Consider the following 19671-nt stretch of genomic DNA (forward strand, 5'->3'; position numbering starts at 1 on the left):
TCCTCACTATCACCACCAAAATCCAATACCTGCCATGGCAACTTCACCACCCAACACCACCCAACACTTTACGCCCCGTCCGAAGAAATGGGTTGAGACTCCTGACCATGATTGGAATGATTGGCAATGGCAGCTCAAGCATCGGATTAGTGATTTAGAAACAATCTTACAAATTCTCCAACTTACCCCAGAGGAAAAAGCAGGTCTAAATTCAGATCATAGGTTTCGGGTTGATATTACCCCTTACTTTATGAGCTTGATAGACGCAGATAACCCCAATTGTCCGATTCGCAGACAAGTTATACCGTTAGGGAGAGAACTTCTCGCCTTTGAAGGGATGGAGGTTGATAGCCTGGAAGAAGATCAGCATAGTCCTGTGCCTGGTCTGGTGCATCGATATCCAGATCGAGTTCTGATGTTGGTTACCACGCACTGTGCCAGTTACTGTCGATATTGTACCCGAAGCCGGATGGTGGGTGATCCGAAAGCCAGTGTCAACAAACAAGGAATAGATCTTCAGATAGAGTATTTACAGAACACACCTCAGGTTAGAGATGTTCTCATTAGTGGTGGTGATCCACTGACGCTCTCTACTACTTTTCTAAATTATGTGCTGTCTCGCCTGCGGGCAGTTCCCCATATTGAAATTATTCGCATTGGTAGCCGAGTTCCTATCTTTTTACCCCAGCGCATTACCGATGAGTTGTGCAACATGCTACGGCGATACCACCCCCTCTGGCTGAATGTGCATATTAATCATCCGAAAGAAATTACCCCTGAGGCTAGCAATGCCCTGGCAAAACTGGTGGATGCAGGTATTCCCCTTGGCAATCAAAGTGTCTTACTGGCAGGGATCAACGATTCGTTAGCCATTCAAAAAGAACTTGTGCATACGTTAGTGATAAATCGCATTCGTCCTTACTATCTATACCAGTGTGACCTGGTAAAGGGATCAGGCCATTTTCGAACGCCCATCGCTAAGGGCATCGAAATCATGGAAGGCCTGAGGGGACATACTAGTGGTTATGCCGTTCCAACCTATGTAGTGGATGCCCCAGGAGGTGGCGGTAAAATTCCGATTGCACCCCAATATCTTTTGAGTCAAGGGGTTCATCAAGTTGCCTTACGCAACTACGAGGGCTACATCACCGTTTATCAAGAACCTGAAAACTATTTCTCATTCAATCAGGAAGCTCCACTCCCTGAAACTACCGGCGTATCCAGTTTATTGAGTGGACATCAAAAGCACATTAAACCAGAAAACTTTGATCAAGCCCATGATAGGAAAATGAACATCAAAGATAAAACAGTCACATCTGGCTAGTCTGACTATTTTCCCAAACACCTGAATAAATCTGAACTTTTATCTGAATAAACCTGAACTTTTCGGGATGTTTTCTGTCGGACATCTTTAAGATAATAGAACCATAATAATTACAAAGATGGATGCTTATCTCTAATGCGACACCAAACATATTAAGACATCCAATATGCTAAATTGCATATTGGGCCATTAATTAACCTTAGAATCCATGTGAGGTTCTAAAGCTCTTGATTACAGTCATCACACATGTTGTTATCTGTTTTTCGCCCACAACATTGAACGATGAGTGTGATTCATTCAGTGTTACATAATTACATACTGAAGTTTTTAAGACAGGAACGATCCAGTCTTAAAAAAATTTAGTATTTGCAAGCTGTGCGCTGGCCAATCTTGAGTTTTAAGTTGAAAATTTTAGAAATTCTATAGTTTGTTGTTTCGTTCTCAGATTGAGAACGATGGATAGGGCACGCTGTTGTAGATCATTCTGATAAACCCATGGAACTCCCAGGTTCTTCTAATCTTATTGAATTACTAAGCTATCGTGCTGCCTATCAACCAGGTCAAACGGCATATACGTTTCTGCAGGATGGGGAAGTAGAGTCTGACCAGCTCAGTTATCAAGAATTAGAACAACAGGCCCAGGCGATCGCAAGGCAATTATTGCAAATTACGCAACCTGGAGCGCGCGCCTTACTCTTATATCCTCCAAGTTTAAAATTTATAACAGCATTTTTGGGGTGTTTATACGCAGGTATTGTTGCGGTGCCTGCCAATCCGCCGCGACGAAAGCAGCGGCGGTCGCGCTTGGGTGCGATCGCAAACGATGCCCAACCTGCAGTTGTACTCACCACAACCAACATTTGGCAACAGCTCCAAAAACAAAGTGCAGACTATTCTCACATTACCCATTTAGCGGTTTTAATCACGGAAGATATCAAGCCTTCTCAATCGCTGGGTTCCTTGGCAATCCCTGCCATCACTGCCGATACCCTGGCGTTCTTGCAATACACCTCAGGCTCCACCGGGCAACCCAAAGGAGTGATGGTTAGCCATGGGAATGTGCTCCACAATAGCAAACTGATTCAAGCGGTTACCCATAGTTCTGCTGCCAGTCGATCCGTGTCTTGGCTGCCTGTTTATCACGACATGGGGTTGATTAACGGTATTTTTCAGCCGCTGTATGTGGGTTGTCAGTCAATCTTAATGTCACCCACTGCCTTTTTGCAGAAGCCCGTGCGCTGGCTGCAGGCAATCAGTAAGTTTCGGGGCACCCATGGGGGGGCACCGGATTTTGCCTACCAACTCTGTGTACAAAAAATTCGACCTGAGCAAAAGGCAGAGCTGGATTTGAGTAGCTGGACGGTAGCCTACAATGGCGCTGAACCCATTCGAGCGCAAATCATGGCTGAGTTTGCTGCTGCTTTTAAGGATTGTGGGTTTCAGGAACGGGCCTTTATGCCCTGTTATGGTTTGGCGGAAGCGACATTAGGGGTCAGTTGGCACCCCATTGACCAGGTACCAAAGGCTTTGACCGTCAGTACCTCAAGGTTGACTGCGGGACAGATTGAGGTAGTGGTCGAGACTGGGTCACCTCAGACTCAGACTCAATCATTGGTGAGCTGCGGTATTCCTCCTTCAGACTTGAATGTGCGTATTGTTAATCCCAAAACTGGGCAACGTTGTGCTGAGGGAGAGATCGGTGAGATTTGGCTAGCGGGTGAAAGTGTTGCCCAGGGGTATTGGCAACAATTAGACGCAACTCAGCTGACGTTTCAGGCCTATCTAGAGGAGAGAGAGGAAGGGCCTTTTTTGCGAACGGGTGATTTGGGTGGTCTGGTGGCAGGGGAACTGATTATCACTGGACGTCTAAAAGACCTGATCATTATTCGGGGACAAAATTACTATCCCCAAGATATTGAGCAAGTTGCTGAAGCGAGTCATCCAGCACTGCAACCTGGTGGTGGGGCGGCATTTTCTGTTGAGGTGGGAGAACAGGCGCAGCTGGTTGTTCTCCATGAAGTAAAACGCAGTTACCTGCGTCAGCTCAATGGCCCTGAGGTGATCAATGCGATGCGGCGGGCCATCTCAGAAACCTTTGACCTGCAGGTCCAAAGTGTTTTGTTGCTCAAACCCAACGGTATTTTAAAGACATCAAGCGGCAAGATTCAGCGACGCGCCTGCCGCAGCGCATTCTTAAATGGAAGTTTGACGGCGGTGGCCCATGAAGAGTTTGAGGATATTAAAGAGACTCAACCAATGGCAGCCCCCCATGCCGAGTGGTACACGTCTGCCCCAACGACCCAAGACAATAATTCTCATCCCACCGCGTCACAGATTCATCAATGGTTGGTTACTCAGTTAGCTCAACACCTGAACCTTGAGCCCGGTCAAATCAGTGGAGACAGACCACTGGCAGAATATGGCCTCAATTCGGCAACCGCTGTGGGAGTATCAGGAGAATTGCAGGACTGGTTGCAGCGACCGTTACCGGTCACCCTGTTGTATGACTATCCCACCATTGCGGCTCTATCCGAATATCTAAGTGAACCAACGTCCGAAAAAGGCAATGTTCCTACAAAGCTTAGGGGGAGTAAAGGGGCAACGGAGACGCTCACATCTGAGATCGCAATTATTGGCATCGGCTGTCGATTTCCCAACAACATCAATAATGCCGAAGACTTCTGGCAATTGTTGCAGGGGGCTGACGATGTGATCACAACCGTACCATCCACCCGTTGGGCGATTGACAGTTACCCTGGTACCACCCATTATGGTGGTTTTCTTGAACAAGTAGACATATTTGATGCATCGTTTTTCGGTATTGCACCCCGAGAAGCGATCAGTCTAGATCCGCAGCAACGACTGTTGCTAGAAGTGAGTTGGGAAGCCATTGAAGATTCTGTTCAAGCTCCTAGCAGACTCTCCGGGAGAGAGATTGGTGTCTTTATTGGCATTAGCACCCATGACTATACCCGGCTGCTAGAACAAGCTGGAGAAGTGGGCCCCTACTTTGGCACCGGGAACGCCTTTAGTACCGCTGCTGGAAGACTGTCCTATAGTTTGGGCTTGACAGGCCCTAGTGTAGCAATTGACACGGCCTGTTCTTCATCCTTAGTGGCCGTTCATAATGCTTGTCAAAGCTTGCGTCTGGGAGAATGTGAACAGGCTCTGGCAGGCGGTGTCAATCTAATTTTGACCGCTGAGAACAGTGTTGCCCTCTCTGAGGCACAAATGTTAACGCCTGATGGTAAATGCAAAACCTTTGATGCTGACGCCAATGGATATGTTCGCGGAGAAGGTTGCGGCGTGATTCTCCTGAAGCGATTGTCGGATGCATTGAAGGATGGCGATCCAATTCATGCAATTATTCGTGGGTCAGCGGTGAACCAGGATGGTCGCAGCAATGGATTAACGGCCCCTAATGGTTTAGCTCAGCAACAGGTGATCCAGTCAGCCTTGTTGGATGCAGGCGTAATGCCCGCAGAGATTGATTACGTTGAAGCCCATGGCACTGGAACAGCGTTGGGAGATCCCATTGAGTTAACTGCTATACAAACAGTCATGGCTGCCGGGCAATCGTCGGATCAAACATCGGATCAAGCATCGGATCAAGAACAGCAGCCCCTATGGGTGGGGTCAGTGAAAACAAATCTAGGTCATCTGGAGGCGGCAGCTGGGATTGCTGGGTTGATTAAGGTGGTGCAATCCTTGCAACATGGTCAGATTCCGGCTCATTTGCATCTACAGCAACCCACACCCCATTTCGATTGGAATGGTTTACAAGTACCGACTCAAACAAGACCATGGCCGGAGCATCAGACCGGGTCTTGGAAAGCCGGAGTGAGTTCGTTTGGCTTTAGTGGGACCAATGCCCATGTTGTTTTAGAAGCGGTTTCGGAAAAGCCTTCTAGTATCACTTCCCCAGGTATCGACCGTCCGTTACACCTGTTGGGATTATCTGCTGCTACCCCTGAAGCGTTATCAGAGCTATGCCAAAAGTACTGTGACTATCTTGTCACTCATCCAGAGATTAATTTAGCCGATCTTTGCTTTAGCGCTAATGCAGGTCGATCTCACTTTAGACAGCGGTTAGCGCTAACCGCTGTCTCTGTACCCGAGCTGGTAAAGCAATTAAGAAATAACAGCCAGGCATCAGCGACAGTAGGGAGTGGAAGCAGAGCAGGCGTTCAACAGACTCCCAACGTCGCCTTTCTGTTTACTGGTCAAGGTTCCCAGTATGCAGAGATGGGACGAGAACTATATGAGACTCAACCACTATTCCGGCAGATTCTCGACCACTGTAACAACAGTCTACGCCCTTATCTAGATCTAGATATTCTCCAAATCCTTTACCCGAATATATCGGAAGAAGGGAAGGCACAAGGCCAGCCCCTACACATTGATCCAAGGCAGGCACAAGGCCAGCCTCTACAGTCTGATTACACATCTCCCCTTAACCAAACCGCCTATACCCAACCGGCTCTATTTGTCATCGAATACGCCCTATGCCAACTCTGGCAATCCTGGAGCATCAAGCCATCCATTGTTATAGGCCACAGTATTGGCGAAATTGTCGCCGCCTGTGTCGCTGGCGTCTTTAGCTTAGAAGATGGCTTGAAACTCAGTGCCATGCGAGGTCAGCTGATGCAGCAGTTGCCCGCTGGTGGAGCCATGGTTTCGGTAATGGCGGCTGTGGGGCAGGTTAAATCTGTGTTGGCGGCTAAGGATGACGTGACAATTGCCGCCATTAATGGTCCTGAGAGTACGGTGATCTCAGGGGAAGAATCTGCGGTTCAAGCTGTCGCGCAACAGTTGGCAGCCCAAGGAATCAAGACTAAGCAGCTTCAGGTCTCCCATGCCTTCCATTCCCCCTTAATGGCACCGATATTGGATAAGTTTGAGCAGGTGGCCAGACAGATTAGTTACTCATTACCTCAACTCAAACTGATTTCCAATGTTACAGGCCAGGTGGTCACGGATGACGTGGCAACGCCTGAGTACTGGTGTCGTCACATTCTTGCCCCGGTCAACTTTACTACTGGCATGGGATGTTTAGAGTCAGAAGAGATCAACATCTTCCTGGAATGTGGGCCTCAACCGATTCTGTTGGGCATGGGCCGACAATGTTTATCAGAGGATGGGGAGAAAGCCTGGCTACCTTCCCTTAGATCTGGTCAAAGTGACTGGCAGCAGCTACTCTCCAGTTTGGGACAGCTTTATAGTAAAGGTGTAGATATTGATTGGCCTGGCTTTGACCGGGACTATCCCCAACGTCGCAAAGTCTCTCTGCCCACCTATCCGTTCCAACGGCAACGCTATTGGGTTGATACTCCCAAACAGCAGATTCAAACTGCTTCAAACAGTAGTTCCCAGGTCACTGAACTGTTAGACCAAGGAGATATCTCTCAACTCAACCAGCTGCTCTCAACCCAGAATCATTCTCCTATTGCTACAGAGACAATAGAACAGTTGGTCAAAGTCCATCAGCAACAACTGGCTGCTCAATCGATCCAGGATTTGCTGTATGCAGTCCAGTGGCAGCAGCAAGCAGCTCCTGCTATAGACGAATATCAGCCTCACCACTGGCTAATTTTTACTCAATCTGTGGAGCTAGGGGATGCGATCGCATCCCAATTACGCCACCATGGCCAAACCAGTACGTTGGTGACTTTAGCAGAGGAACTGCCCCAGAACAATGACCCCGTTAACTATGTTCTGCAGCCGGATAGTCCTGATGCCTATGCCCGACTATGGACCCACCTAAGCCAGACCAACACCTTGCCAGTTGCCGGTATTCTTTGGCTCCGGAGTCTGGAAGAGATTAATTTAACAGACCTTACTGCAGATGTTCTAGATAGAACAGTCAACCAGCAATGCACCGAATTGCTACAGCTAATGCAAAGCATGGTAACGCAACCTGAACTCTCCCAAACCAAGTTGTGGGTATTGACCCAGGATGGAGTGGCCTTGGAGACTGACCGACCTGCTCTTGTCCAGGCTCCTGTGCGCGGCATGGGGCGCATCTTTGGCCTGGAACATCCCCATCAATGGGGCGGCCTGATCGATCTGGATGGTCAGGCTACGATGGAGCACCATGCCCAATGGCTGACCACCGAAATCTTAACCAATCACACTGAAGAACAAGTTGCCTATCGCAGGAATCATCAACGTTATGTGGCCAGGCTGGTACGCACTCAGCCTAAACCAGATACCCCATTAACAATTGATCCGGAGAGTAGCTATTTGCTCAGTGGCGGGCTGGGTGGTTTGGGGCTGACTGTGGCCCAATGGCTGGTGGAACAAGGGGCTCGTTATCTGGTTCTCGTAAGTCGACAGGGGGCCAATACCCCAGAAAAAGAAGCCGTCATTGCCCAGTTGCGATCGCAAGGTTGTCAGGTTGTTATGCCTGTCGTGGACATTAATGATGCCATGGCGCTGCAAACAACCTTGTCCCCATTATCCGAGTCATGGCCACCCATGCGAGGGGTGATCCATGCCGCTGGGATTGATGGTGACTTACATCCCATTGAGTCATTGAACCAGTCCACACTGGCGAAGACGTTAGCTCCTAAGGTAAAAGGCAGCTGGAATCTGCATCAACTCAGTTTGGAATGGGATTTAGACTTTTTCGTCAACTTCAGTTCGATTGCTGCCGTTTGGGGGTCGGCGCATCAGGCCCATTATGGTGCGGCCAATGAATTTCAGAATCTGTTAAGTCACTATCGACAGGGTCAGGGGTTACCCAGTCTGACGGTACATTGGTCTGCGATCGCAGGCAGTGGCATGGTGAACCAGGCTGACGCCTCCCAGGTAAAACGGCTCTCTGAAATTGGCATTACCCCTCTATCATTGCCCCAAATGACAGCTACCTTAGGACAGTTGCTCAGCACTTCAGCGCAGCAATGTGTAGTGGCCACCGTGGACTGGCAACAATTCAATGCGGTCTATCAGACCGGTCGGCATCGAAGCTTATTAGACCCGTTGGTTGAACCGGAGGCGTTAGCAACCGAGCCTCCGATTCAGACGGATTGGATGGATCAAATTCTGTCATTGCCAAGAGCAGAACAACTTGAGCGTCTAAAGCACACCGTTCAACAAGCAGTGGCCCGTGTATTGGGACTTCCTTCCACGTCTCTGCCCGATCCTCAAGTGGGCTTTTTCGAATTGGGAATGGATTCGCTGATGGCGGTGGATCTGCGCAGCCGCCTGACACAATTGTTAGGAGTGGCCTTACCCACTACGGTGGCCTTTGACTTTCCCAATATTGAACAGCTTAGCCGTTACTTGGCCAGTGAAGTACTAGAACTTACTGATCAATCCCAGAGGAAAACAACGTTACCCCCACAGCGCCAAGCATTAGATGAACCTATAGCGATTGTAGGGATGGGCTGTCGTCTGCCCGGTGGAATTGATTCACCTGAGCAATTCTGGCAGCTGCTCCAAGCCGGTCAGGATGCCCGCAGTGAGATTCCCCCTGAGCGATGGGATATTGATGCTTACTATGATCCAGACCCAGAAGCCACCGGTAAGATGCTCACCCGCTATGGCCATTTTGTCGAAGGTGTGGACCAATTTGACCCCAGCTTCTTTGGTATTTCTCCCCGCGAAGCCGTTGCCATCGACCCCCAACATCGATTGCTGTTAGAAGTCAGTTGGGAAGCCCTTGAGCGCGCCGGACAAAAATTAGAACGTCTCTCCGCAGCAATGGTTGGGGTATTTGTTGGCAATGATGGCCATGACTATGAGCAACTGCTTCAGCAGCATCTACAACAATCTCCCGACAGTCCCCTGGCGACCTACGCAGGTAGCGGCAATCATATCTCCAGTGCCGCAGGCCGACTGGCTTATACCCTGGGGTTTACCGGACCTACCATAACCCTGGATACCGCCTGTTCTTCATCCTTGGTCGCCGTCCATCAAGCCTGCAACAGTTTACGCCTGGGCGAATGTTATATGGCCCTGGCCGGTGGGGTGAAATTACATCTGACCCCCAACGCTTACATTGGCACCTCCAGAGCCAGAATGATATCGGCGGATGGTCGCTGCAAGACCTTTGATGAGAGTGCCGATGGCTATGGTCGAGGCGAGGGCTGTGGCATGATCGTGCTGAAGCGCTTGAGCGAGGCTGAACGGGATGGCGATCCGATTTTGGCGTTGATTCGCGGCAGTGCTGTCAATCAGGATGGCCCCAGCAGCGGATTGACGGTGCCCAATGGCCAGGCGCAGCAACGCCTAATCCAACAAGCCTTGGATCAGGCCAAGGTGCAACCGATAGACGTGAGTTATCTGGAGGCCCATGGCACCGGCACCTCTCTAGGGGACCCGATAGAAGTGAATGCGGCCATGGCCGTTCTAGGAGAAGATCGTAACGCGACACATCCCCTGTGGATTGGCTCAGTTAAAACCAATATTGGTCATTTGGAAGCAGCGGCTGGCATTTCAGGATTGATGAAAGTGGTGCTTGCATTACAGCATCAACAACTCCCAGCCCACCTGCATTTGAACAATCCTAATCCTAAAATTGATTGGCCAGACTGGTTGCAGGTGCCTCAAAAACTGACCCACTGGCATAACCCAGGACAGCAACGTTTAGCCGGGGTGAGTTCCTTTGGCTTTACGGGCACCAATGCCCATGTGGTGATCGAAGAAGCACCGGTGCCAACGGAAATAATTCAGACACCCACAAACCGGCCATCCCATGTGCTAGCAATATCAGCCAAGACTGAAGAGAGTTTGGACCAGTTAGCCCAGTGCTACTGTAAGTATCTTGAAAGTCATCCGCAACAATTACTGGCAGATGTGTGTTTTAGTGCTAGTACAGGACGATTGGCCCATGCCCATCGACTGGCTGTGGTAGCAGAAACCGGAACAGCAGCGGCAGCGCAACTCAGCGCATTTGCTGCAGGACAAGTGGAATCGGAATTGGTTAAGGGGACTCTTAAGACAGCTGAAACACCTAAAGTTGCCATACTGTTCACCGGTCAAGGGTCACAATATGTCAATATGGCCCGAGAACTCTATAATAATCAGCCCACGTTTAAACTAACTTTAGACCGATGTAGCGAGATTCTCAATACCTATCTGGATAGACCTTTATTAGAAATACTCTATCCAGATGAGAGTACAGAAGTAAGCGATGCTCTATTGAATCAAACGGCATATACTCAACCGGCCCTATTTGCCATTGAGTATGCCCTCTATCAACTGTGGCATTCCTGGGGCATTGTCCCTTCTGTTGTGATGGGTCACAGTATTGGTGAACTTGTTGCAGCTTGTATTGCTGGAGTCTTTAGTCTAGAAGATGGTTTGAAACTCAGTGCCACACGGGGCAAGCTGATGCAGCAATTACCTGCGGGGGGAGCGATGGTCTCGGTGATGGCCTCTGTTGAAAGACTTAGTACTTTCATGACAGACAATGTCACCATTGCCGCTATCAATGGACCTGAGAGTACCGTTATCTCAGGTCAAGAGTCTAAGGTGCTAGACATTGCTCAACAGCTTGAAACCCAGGGCATCAAGACCAAACAGCTGCAAGTCTCCCATGCCTTCCATTCGTCCTTGATGGAATCAATGCTGGACGATTTTGAGCAGTTGGCCAGACAGATTAGCTATTCACCGCCCCGACTCAAACTAATTTCCAATGTCACCGGACAGATAGTATCTGAAGAAGTCACGACCCCTGACTATTGGTGTCGGCACATTCTCTCGACCGTCAACTTTGCGGCTGGCATGGAGCGCTTGCAGCAGCAGGACATTAATATCTTCCTGGAATGTGGACCCCAGCCGATTCTGTTGGGCATGGGACGACAATGTTTACCAGAAGATAACGAGAAAATCTGGCTACCGTCTCTCAGAGCAGGCCAAAATGATTGGCAACAGATGCTCTCTAGCTTGAGTCAGCTCCATGTTCGTGGGGTAAATATTGATTGGATTGGTTTTGATAAAGACTATCCCCAACGCCGTAAAATTGCCTTACCCACTTATCCCTTCCAACGGCAACGTTACTGGGTTGACGTACCTAAACATCAAAGTCTGCTCGGTCAGCCCCATCATGTGCTAGTGGGCAACAAATTAGAGTTGGCCTCCACCGGACAAACGATTTACCATCAAACCATTAATCTCATCCAATATCCCTGGATCAATGATCACCGGGTTTATGATACAGCCGTCATTCCAGGGGTGAGCTATATTGCCATGGCCCTGGCAACCCTTGAACTGCCAGCCACGATTGAATCTGTTCATTTCCTTGAGCCTTTATTCCTAGCCTCTCCCAACAGTGAACGGGAAACAGAACTGGTGATACAACCGGCTGAGAAAATGAACTCTTGTCGGGTTGATGTGTTTAGTCGGGATGCAACTCAACAAGACCAGTGGCGACAACATGCCAGTTTGACCGTGCAGGATACCCCTCAATTGTTCTCTCCTCTGCGTGTGGATATTGCCCATTTGCAGGAACAATTAGCCCCGATTACAGCGGATACTCTAAATCAACTCTATGGCAGTATCTCTGTAACCTATGGTCCGATGCTGGCGGTAGTTCAACAGGCCTGGGTGGGGAATGGCATCGCCCTGTCTGAAATTATGGTGCCAGAGGTTCTAGCTTCCCACCTAGCCAATGAACCGATTCATCCGGTCTTGCTCGATGCCTGTACCCGTCTAACCGCAGACCTGGTTGATGTTGACCATGAGCCTGGAGTGTTCTGGGCTCCCTGGCAGGTAGACGAGGCAACCCTGATGCGTCCTGCCCCTCAACGTTTCTATGCCTATGTGAATCAGGCCACACGCATCAATGAACAGTTGCAAACCCGTGCCTATGACATTCATCTGCTCGATGAGACTGGTCAGGCTTTTGGTCGTATTGATGGGTTTACCCTCAAGCGTGCGCCACGGGAGCGTTTCTTAAAGTACTTGCAAGCGGATACCAGTCAATGGCTCTATCAATTGCAATGGCAGGCGTTAGACCTTCAACCTCAAGCAATATTATCTGAGGCGGGTACCTGGTTATTGTTGGTACCTACTGCGCAGTGGGCAGAACAACTAAAAGAAACACTGGTTCAAAAAGGTCAGTCCTGTGTAGTGGTCTCCCTTGGCACAACGTTCCAGCAGTTGGATGACCATCACTATCAGGTCTGTCCCAACCAAGACGATGGGTTTGAGCGACTCTTTCAACAGCTTAATGAGCAAAGTATCGCGCTACAAGGCATTGTGCATTTGTGGAGCTTAACCAGCCACATGGAGGACTTAGCCGACAGCCTGAAGATAACCTGCGGCAGTACTCTACAGTTGTTGCAGGCATTGATATCACAGGAGAAATCTCCTACCCTATGGCTGGTTACCCAGGGTAGTCAATGTTTGAGCAGAGAACAGATTCCTCAAATCCAGCAAACTCCACTGTGGGGTCTGGGGCGGGTGATTGCGCTAGAGCATCCCGAACTGCATTGTCATTTACTTGATTTGGATGAGGAGTCTGCCATTGCGGAAGCGGTGCAACTTTTGGTGAAAGAAGCATTGAGTGCTGACGCAGAGAATCTGGTGGCCTATAACCAGAACCAACGACATGTTGCTCGATTGAAACCCTATGTTGCTGATGTAGAAACCGCCCTTGCTTCTAATCAAGAGAATTGGGTGCAACCGGATGCCAGTTACTTAATTACCGGAGGTTTGGGCGCACTGGGTCTCCAGGTTGCCCAATGGCTGGGACAATCCGGTGCCACCTCCCTGGTGCTGATGGGAAGACGAGCGCCCTCGGAGACGGCTGCAGCCATCATCCATGATCTCAAGCAAGTCGGGGTAACTGTTTCGGTGGTCCAGGCAGATGTGGCGAATGCGGCAAATGTGGCCAGGGTGCTGGATGAAATTGACACCCAGTTACCTCCATTAAAAGGAATTGTTCATGCAGCTGGGGTATTGGCCGATGGCCTGCTGCAAAATCAGAACTGGCCACAGTTTGAACAAGTGATGGCGGCCAAAGTGTTGGGCAGTTGGCATCTCCATCAATTAACTCAGAATAAACCGTTAGACTTTTTTGTTTACTTCTCGTCAGCCGCTTCGTTACTCGGTTCCTTGGGACAAGGGAATTACGCTGCTGCTAATGCCTTTATGGATGGCTTAGCCCATTATCGTCGTGCCCAGGGATTACCGGGCCTGAGTATTAATTGGGGACCCTGGGCAGGGGATGGCATGGCCGCTCAGCTGAACAATTCACAGCTAAGCCGCTTCGAGAAAGCCGGATTCCAACCCTTGAACTTTGAGGTAGGGATCTCCATCTTGCAACAGTGTCTTCAGCTTGAGCTGCCTCAAGTGGGAGTACTGCCCATCAATTGGTCGCAGTGGTCAGCCCAGGGAACAACGGCTACTCAGATGCCGTTGCTGAGAGCAGTGCTTCCTAACAGTTCAAAATCCTCTCAGACAGGGTGGTTACGTCAGCAGTTAGAGACTGTCCCCATGGAACAGCGTCGTGCTTTGTTGATGGACCAGGTGCAGTTACAAGTAGCTCAGATCCTCGGTATTACCGATTCAACCACCCTGGATGTCCACACTGGCTTATTTGACATGGGGATAGATTCCCTGATGATCCTGGAACTGAACAATCGACTACAGACCTGCTTAGGCTGTCAATTGTCGGCTACGGATCTGTTTGACTACAACACCCTGGATGACCTGGTAAATTATCTCGTTCAAGATGTTTTGCAATGGAGTGAGGAGAATCTGGAGAGTCAGCGTCAGACATCGGCTGAGGAACCCAGGAGAGATATGGCCGCATCTGATGGTGCGGCACACTATAGCACTGAACCCATTGCCATCATCGGCTTGGGGTGTCGTTTCCCACAAGCCACCAATCCAACTGACTTTTGGCAGCTGCTAGAGCGGGGAATTGATACCGTCACTGAGGTGCCTGCAGATCGTTGGGACATTGAACAATATTACGATCCTGACCCAGATGTACCTGGCAAAATGTATACCCGCTACGCCAGTTTTCTCTCCGATGTCGATCAATTTGATGCAGCCTTTTTCAAGATCTCTCCCCGTGAAGCCAGGAGTCTTGACCCTCAACATCGATTGCTATTGGAAGTATGTTGGGAAAGCCTAGAAGATGCCGGGGTGTCGCCGCTCTCATTGAAAGGGACTCAAACCGGAGTATTCATTGGCATGATGACCCACGACTATGGACACTTGGCTGCCCAGACCGTAGACGTTCATACTGGTTCTGGCAACGGTGCACCCCTGGCAGCAGGTCGGATTGCCTATACCTTGGGTCTCAATGGACCCACATTGACCGTCGAAACAGCCTGTTCTTCGTCTCTGGTAGCTTGTCATCTAGCCTGTCAGAGTTTACGTAATCAGGAGAGTAACCTGGCCTTAGTGGGTGGGGTTAACCTGATGCTGACACCCGAGATGAGTGTGCTCGAAGCCCAAGCCCAGATGAATTCACCGGATGGTCGGTGTAAAACCTTTGATAATAGTGCCGATGGGTATGGGCGTGGTGAAGGCTGCGGCATTGTTGTTCTTAAGCGCCTGAGTGATGCCCAAGCGGATGGCGATCAAATTTTGGCTCTAGTTCGGGGCTCTGCCGTCAATCACGATGGTTCTAGCAGTGGTTTGACGGTACCCAACGGATTAGCTCAAAAAACGTTGATAGAACAGGCCCTTATCAATGCCAATGTGCAAGCCACTCAAGTCGACTATGTGGAATGCCATGGGACCGGAACCGCGTTAGGAGATCCCATTGAAATCAATTCGTTGGTGAAAGCCTATGGCAAACATCGTGACCAGTTCTCTCCGATAATGATTGGTTCGGTTAAAACCAATATTGGCCATACCGAAGGGGCAGCGGGCATTGCTGGGTTAATCAAAGTGATTCTCTCTTTACAGCATGAGAAGATTCCGCCCCATCTACATCTAAAGCAACCCAATCAACGCATTGCCTGGGACGAAATCCCTGTTGTTGTACCAACAACAATACAGTCCTGGCAGCGTGGAGAGAAATTTAGACTAGCAGGGGTGAGTTCCTTTGGTCTCAGTGGTACCAATGTCCATGTAATTGTGGAAGAAGCACCTGATACTGTGCCCGTGTCAGAATCCATGGAGCGCCCTTGGCATATACTGACCCTGGCAGCCAAAACAGAGAAAGCCTTACAGGACCTGGTTGGACAATATGAGACATATATCAACCATCGTCCAGAGTTAACACTGTCAGACATTTGTTACACGGTGAACACGGGACGAGCCCATTTCAAATACCGTCTGGCTGTAGCTGGGACGTCTTTAGTTGAGGTGTCTGATCAACTGAAACAGCTGAGAGAATCAAATCAGAGAGACGATATCCGTTTAGGACAATCTGGCAATAGTAAGGCTTCACGGTTGGCCATGTTGTTCACTGGCCAGGGGGCACAGTCTGTCAATATGGCTCGTGAGCTATATGAGACTCAACCGACATTCAAACAAAGTCTTGATCAATGTAGTGAAATTCTTAATGCCTATTTAGAGAGACCATTATTGAATGTGCTCTATCCGGATCAGGGCAATATTCCAGACAATGCTCAAGACAATGATTTGCTGAATCAAACGGCGTATACTCAACCGGCCCTGTTTGCGATTGAATATGCCCTGTATCAACTGTGGCAATCTTGGGGAATTAAGCCATCTGTGGTGATGGGCCATAGTATCGGTGAGATAGTGGCCGCCTGCGTTGCGGATGTCTTTAGCCTGGAAGATGGTTTGAAGCTGACTGCAATGCGGGGGCAGTTGATGCAGCAGTTGCCTTCAGGTGGGGCCATGGTTTCGGTGATGGCCTCTCCCGAACAGGTGAATAAACTGATGGTGGAGCATGTCACCATTGCCGCCATCAATGGACCGGAGAGTACGGTGATATCAGGAGAAGAGTCAGCTGTTCTTGCCATTGCGCACCAGTTAGAAACCCAGGGCATTAAGACTAAACAGCTACAGGTCTCCCATGCTTTCCACTCCCCACTAATGGCTCCGATGCTGGCTGAATTTGAGCAGGTGGCCCGGCAGATCAGCTATTCGCTGCCCAAGCTTAAACTAATTTCCAATGTCACTGGCCAGGTGGTTACTGATGACGTCGCTACCCCTGAGTACTGGTGTGACCATGTCCTGGTCCCCGTCAACTTTGTTGCTGGCATGGAGCGTTTACGGCAAGAGGAGATTGATATTTTCCTTGAATGTGGACCTCGACCGATCCTGTTAGGGATGGCACGTCAATGCTTGTCGGACGATAGTGCGAAGGTTTGGTTGCCATCCCTTAGATCTAGCCAAAGTGATTGGCAGCAAATGCTAGCCAGTCTGAGAGAATTGTATGTCCGAGGTTGGGACATCGATTGGTCAGGCTTTGATCAAGCCTATCCCCAACGGCGCAAAGTATCCTTACCCACCTACCCATTTCAACGACAACGTTACTGGGTAGAGACCGCTATAAATGCGACTGTCCATGGCAGTTCACTATCTCAATCAGCGGCTTCTTTAGGGACACACCATCCGCTAATTGCTCAAAAATTCCAATCTCCCTTAAGCAAGGATATCTTCTTCGAATCGCACTTTAGTGTTGAATCAATTCCTTTCCTAGCTGACCACAGAGTATTTCAGCAAGTGGTTGTGCCTGGGGCGTGTTATCTCTCACTCCTGTTAGCGGCTGCCCGCCTCACATTTCCCCAAGGAACATTCCAGATGACCCAGGTGCTCTTTCCCCAAGCCCTGGCCATTGCTGAGGAGCAAGCGCGCACCGTGCAAACTGTTTTGACGCCTCACCAGGAAGGTTGGGAGTTTCAAGTCATTAGCTTTAACCCTTCGTCCAGCGATAGCCCCAGTGCCCTACAGGGCGATGACCATGGGATTCATTCAACCGGAATCTTATCGACGTCCAGTACCAATGGCGAATTTAGCTGGATTGAAATTCAGGCTATTCAGGACCGATGTACCCAGCAGGTAGCCGGGGCTGCCATCTATGAAAGCCTGGATCAACGACATATTCAGTTGGGAACACGTTTTCAGTGGATGGAAACAGCCTGGGTAGGCCAGGGTGAGGTGTTAGGGCAGTTAGTCCGCCCCGACGGATTGCAGGATGATGGCTATGAGCTTTATCCAGGATTGCTGGATGCCTGTTTCCAGGCATTGGTTGCCGTTGGCATCGCTGAAGGTGCGGAGGAAACTATGCAAGGAACGTGGGTGCCATTTCAGATGGAGCGATTCTCCTATTTTGCCCGTCCCCAGGGAGAGCGGTTATGGTGTCATGGTCAGTTGGATCCGGAAAAAGAGATATCGGCTGATCAGCAGGTCTGGAATTTGCAGCTGTTGGATATCAGTGGGCAGGTGGTGGCTCGCATCAACGGATTTGAGGTGAGGCAAGCCAGCCGAGAGGTGATTCTGGGAACGTTACAAGACAATCTTCAGGACTGGCTCTATGAAATCGACTGGCAACCGTCAAAGATAGAGGAGATTACTGTTAGCCAAGAGTCAGGGACCTGGCTAATGTTTGTGCCTGCAGGAACCTGGGGAGAACAGTTGACCGCTGTGATGGCGCAACAGCAACAGCACTGTATTTGTGTTTCACCAGGAGACGATTTTCAGCAGTTAGCAACAGACCACTATCAGGTATGCCCAACCCAGGCTAAGTCATTTCAACAGTTACTAAGGACGATTGCCCAGGCTAACCCTAATCTCAAAGGGGTTGTCCACCTGTGGAGTTTAGAGAGTGATTTAGAAAACCTTGAGGATTCAGAAGATGTATTTGCGAGTCTACAGTTGAGTTGTGAAAGTGCGCTGTATCTGGTGCAGGCGCTAGCATCTGAATTGATAGATGAGCCGCCCCCACTATGGCTAGTGACTCAAAATGCTCAAAGTTTGGGCAATACCCATCAAGTTCAGCAGACTCCACTGTGGGGATTGGGACAGGTGGTTGCGTTAGAGCAGCCCGAGTTGCATTGTCGACTGCTGAATTTAGAAACGGCTTCGTTAAAAGAAGGCAATTGGTCTGTGCTGATTCAGGAATTGTTAAATGCTGACTCCGAAAACCGCATTGCCTATCACCAGGGACAGCGCCATGGGGCAAGACTGAGGCAATTAAACGCGAAATCGCCTGACAGCGCAGTTCAGATTGTTCAACCCCAAGCCAGTTACTTAATTACAGGAGGCTTGGGAGCTCTGGGGTTGCAAGTGGCCCAGTGGTTGGCACAGCAGGGGGCAGAGTCGCTGGTGCTGATGGGGCGACGGTCTCCATCGGAGATGGCTCAAGCGATGATTGAGGATTTGGAAAAAACTGGCATTAAAGTATCTATTGTGCAGGGAGATATTGCTCAGAAAGAGTCTCTTGCGAATATTCTGGGTGAGATTGATCAACAGCTGCCACCTTTACGAGGTATTGTTCATGCCGCTGGAGTTTTGGACGATGGCTTGCTACAGAATCAAACCTGGTCACGTTTTGAACAGGTGATGGCGGCCAAGGTGAAAGGCAGCTGGCATCTCCATTGTTTAACTCAAGATAAGCCGCTGGACTTTTTTATTCTGTTCTCTTCGGCGGCGTCCCTCTTGGGTGCCCCTGGTCAGGGAAATTATGCAGCGGCAAATGCCTTTATGGATGGGTTGGCCCATTATCGCCATGGTCAAGGATTGCCTGCCTTAAGCCTGAATTGGGGACCCTGGGCGACGGGGGGCATGGCACAGCATCTGGAAAAACCTCAACTAGACCGTTTACAGCATTTAGGATTCCAGTCCATTGATATTGATCGGGGCATGGGAGCCATGGCGATAGCCCTCCAGTTGAATCAGCCTCAAGTTGGGGTGATCTCTGTGAACTGGTCCCAATGGTTCGGCCAAACCTCAATGGGAGCAACAGTGGGAACAACAATGCCCGTGCTTAAGGATGTAGCCCCGCTTAAGTCTCCAGGTCTCCAGGAAGGGTGGTTGATTCGGCAGTTGGAAGCGTTGCCTCGGGCCCAGCGTCGTCAGTTTTTGATTGAACGGGTGCGATCGCAACTAGCCCAGGTCCTCGGTATATCAGATCCCACCCAAATCGAACCACAGGCCGGCCTGTTTGATTTAGGCATCGATTCACTCATGATTGCCGAACTCAGACAATGGCTACAGACAGGCTTAAGCTATCGACTGTCCGCAACAGCCCTGTTTAACTACAACAATATTGAGGATTTAGTCGCATACCTGACCCAACAGCTATCGGTATTGGCGGAGGATGAGATACCCGACGATCCACCACCTGCTGCAGCGGGGCCAGATGACTTAGACAACTATGCTGAGGCGCTGGATGATCTTTCAGAAGACGAACTGGCGGCCATGCTCGGCCAAACACTCAGCGAAATTCAAGCGGAGGTATAGGG

Annotated in this window: 2 protein-coding genes; both read left to right on the plus strand. The window is 49.8% G+C overall.

What is annotated here, in order from left to right; all coding sequences use genetic code 11:
- Positions 1 to 34: 34 nt before the first annotated feature.
- On the plus strand, positions 35 to 1324 hold the full coding sequence (kamA, locus tag DXZ20_RS26290) for a lysine 2,3-aminomutase (RefSeq protein ID WP_163702049.1): 1290 nt from the start codon (positions 35 to 37) through the stop codon (positions 1322 to 1324).
- A gap of 495 nt (positions 1325 to 1819) precedes the next feature.
- On the plus strand, positions 1820 to 19669 hold the full coding sequence (locus tag DXZ20_RS26295) for a type I polyketide synthase (protein ID WP_163702052.1): 17850 nt from the start codon (positions 1820 to 1822) through the stop codon (positions 19667 to 19669).
- Positions 19670 to 19671: the final 2 nt, after the last annotated feature.

Origin of the sequence: Adonisia turfae CCMR0081 (genome assembly GCF_011009555.1) — a bacterium.
GTDB classification, from domain to species: domain Bacteria; phylum Cyanobacteriota; class Cyanobacteriia; order Phormidesmidales; family Phormidesmidaceae; genus Leptothoe; species Leptothoe turfae.

What these genes read in the sequence shown, in the direction of transcription:
- DXZ20_RS26295 (WP_163702052.1), top strand. Translation starts at nt 1,820, where the DNA reads ATGGAACTCCCAGGTTCTTCTAATCTTATTGAATTACTAAGCTATCGT.
- kamA (WP_163702049.1), top strand. Translation starts at nt 35, where the DNA reads ATGGCAACTTCACCACCCAACACCACCCAACACTTTACGCCCCGTCCG.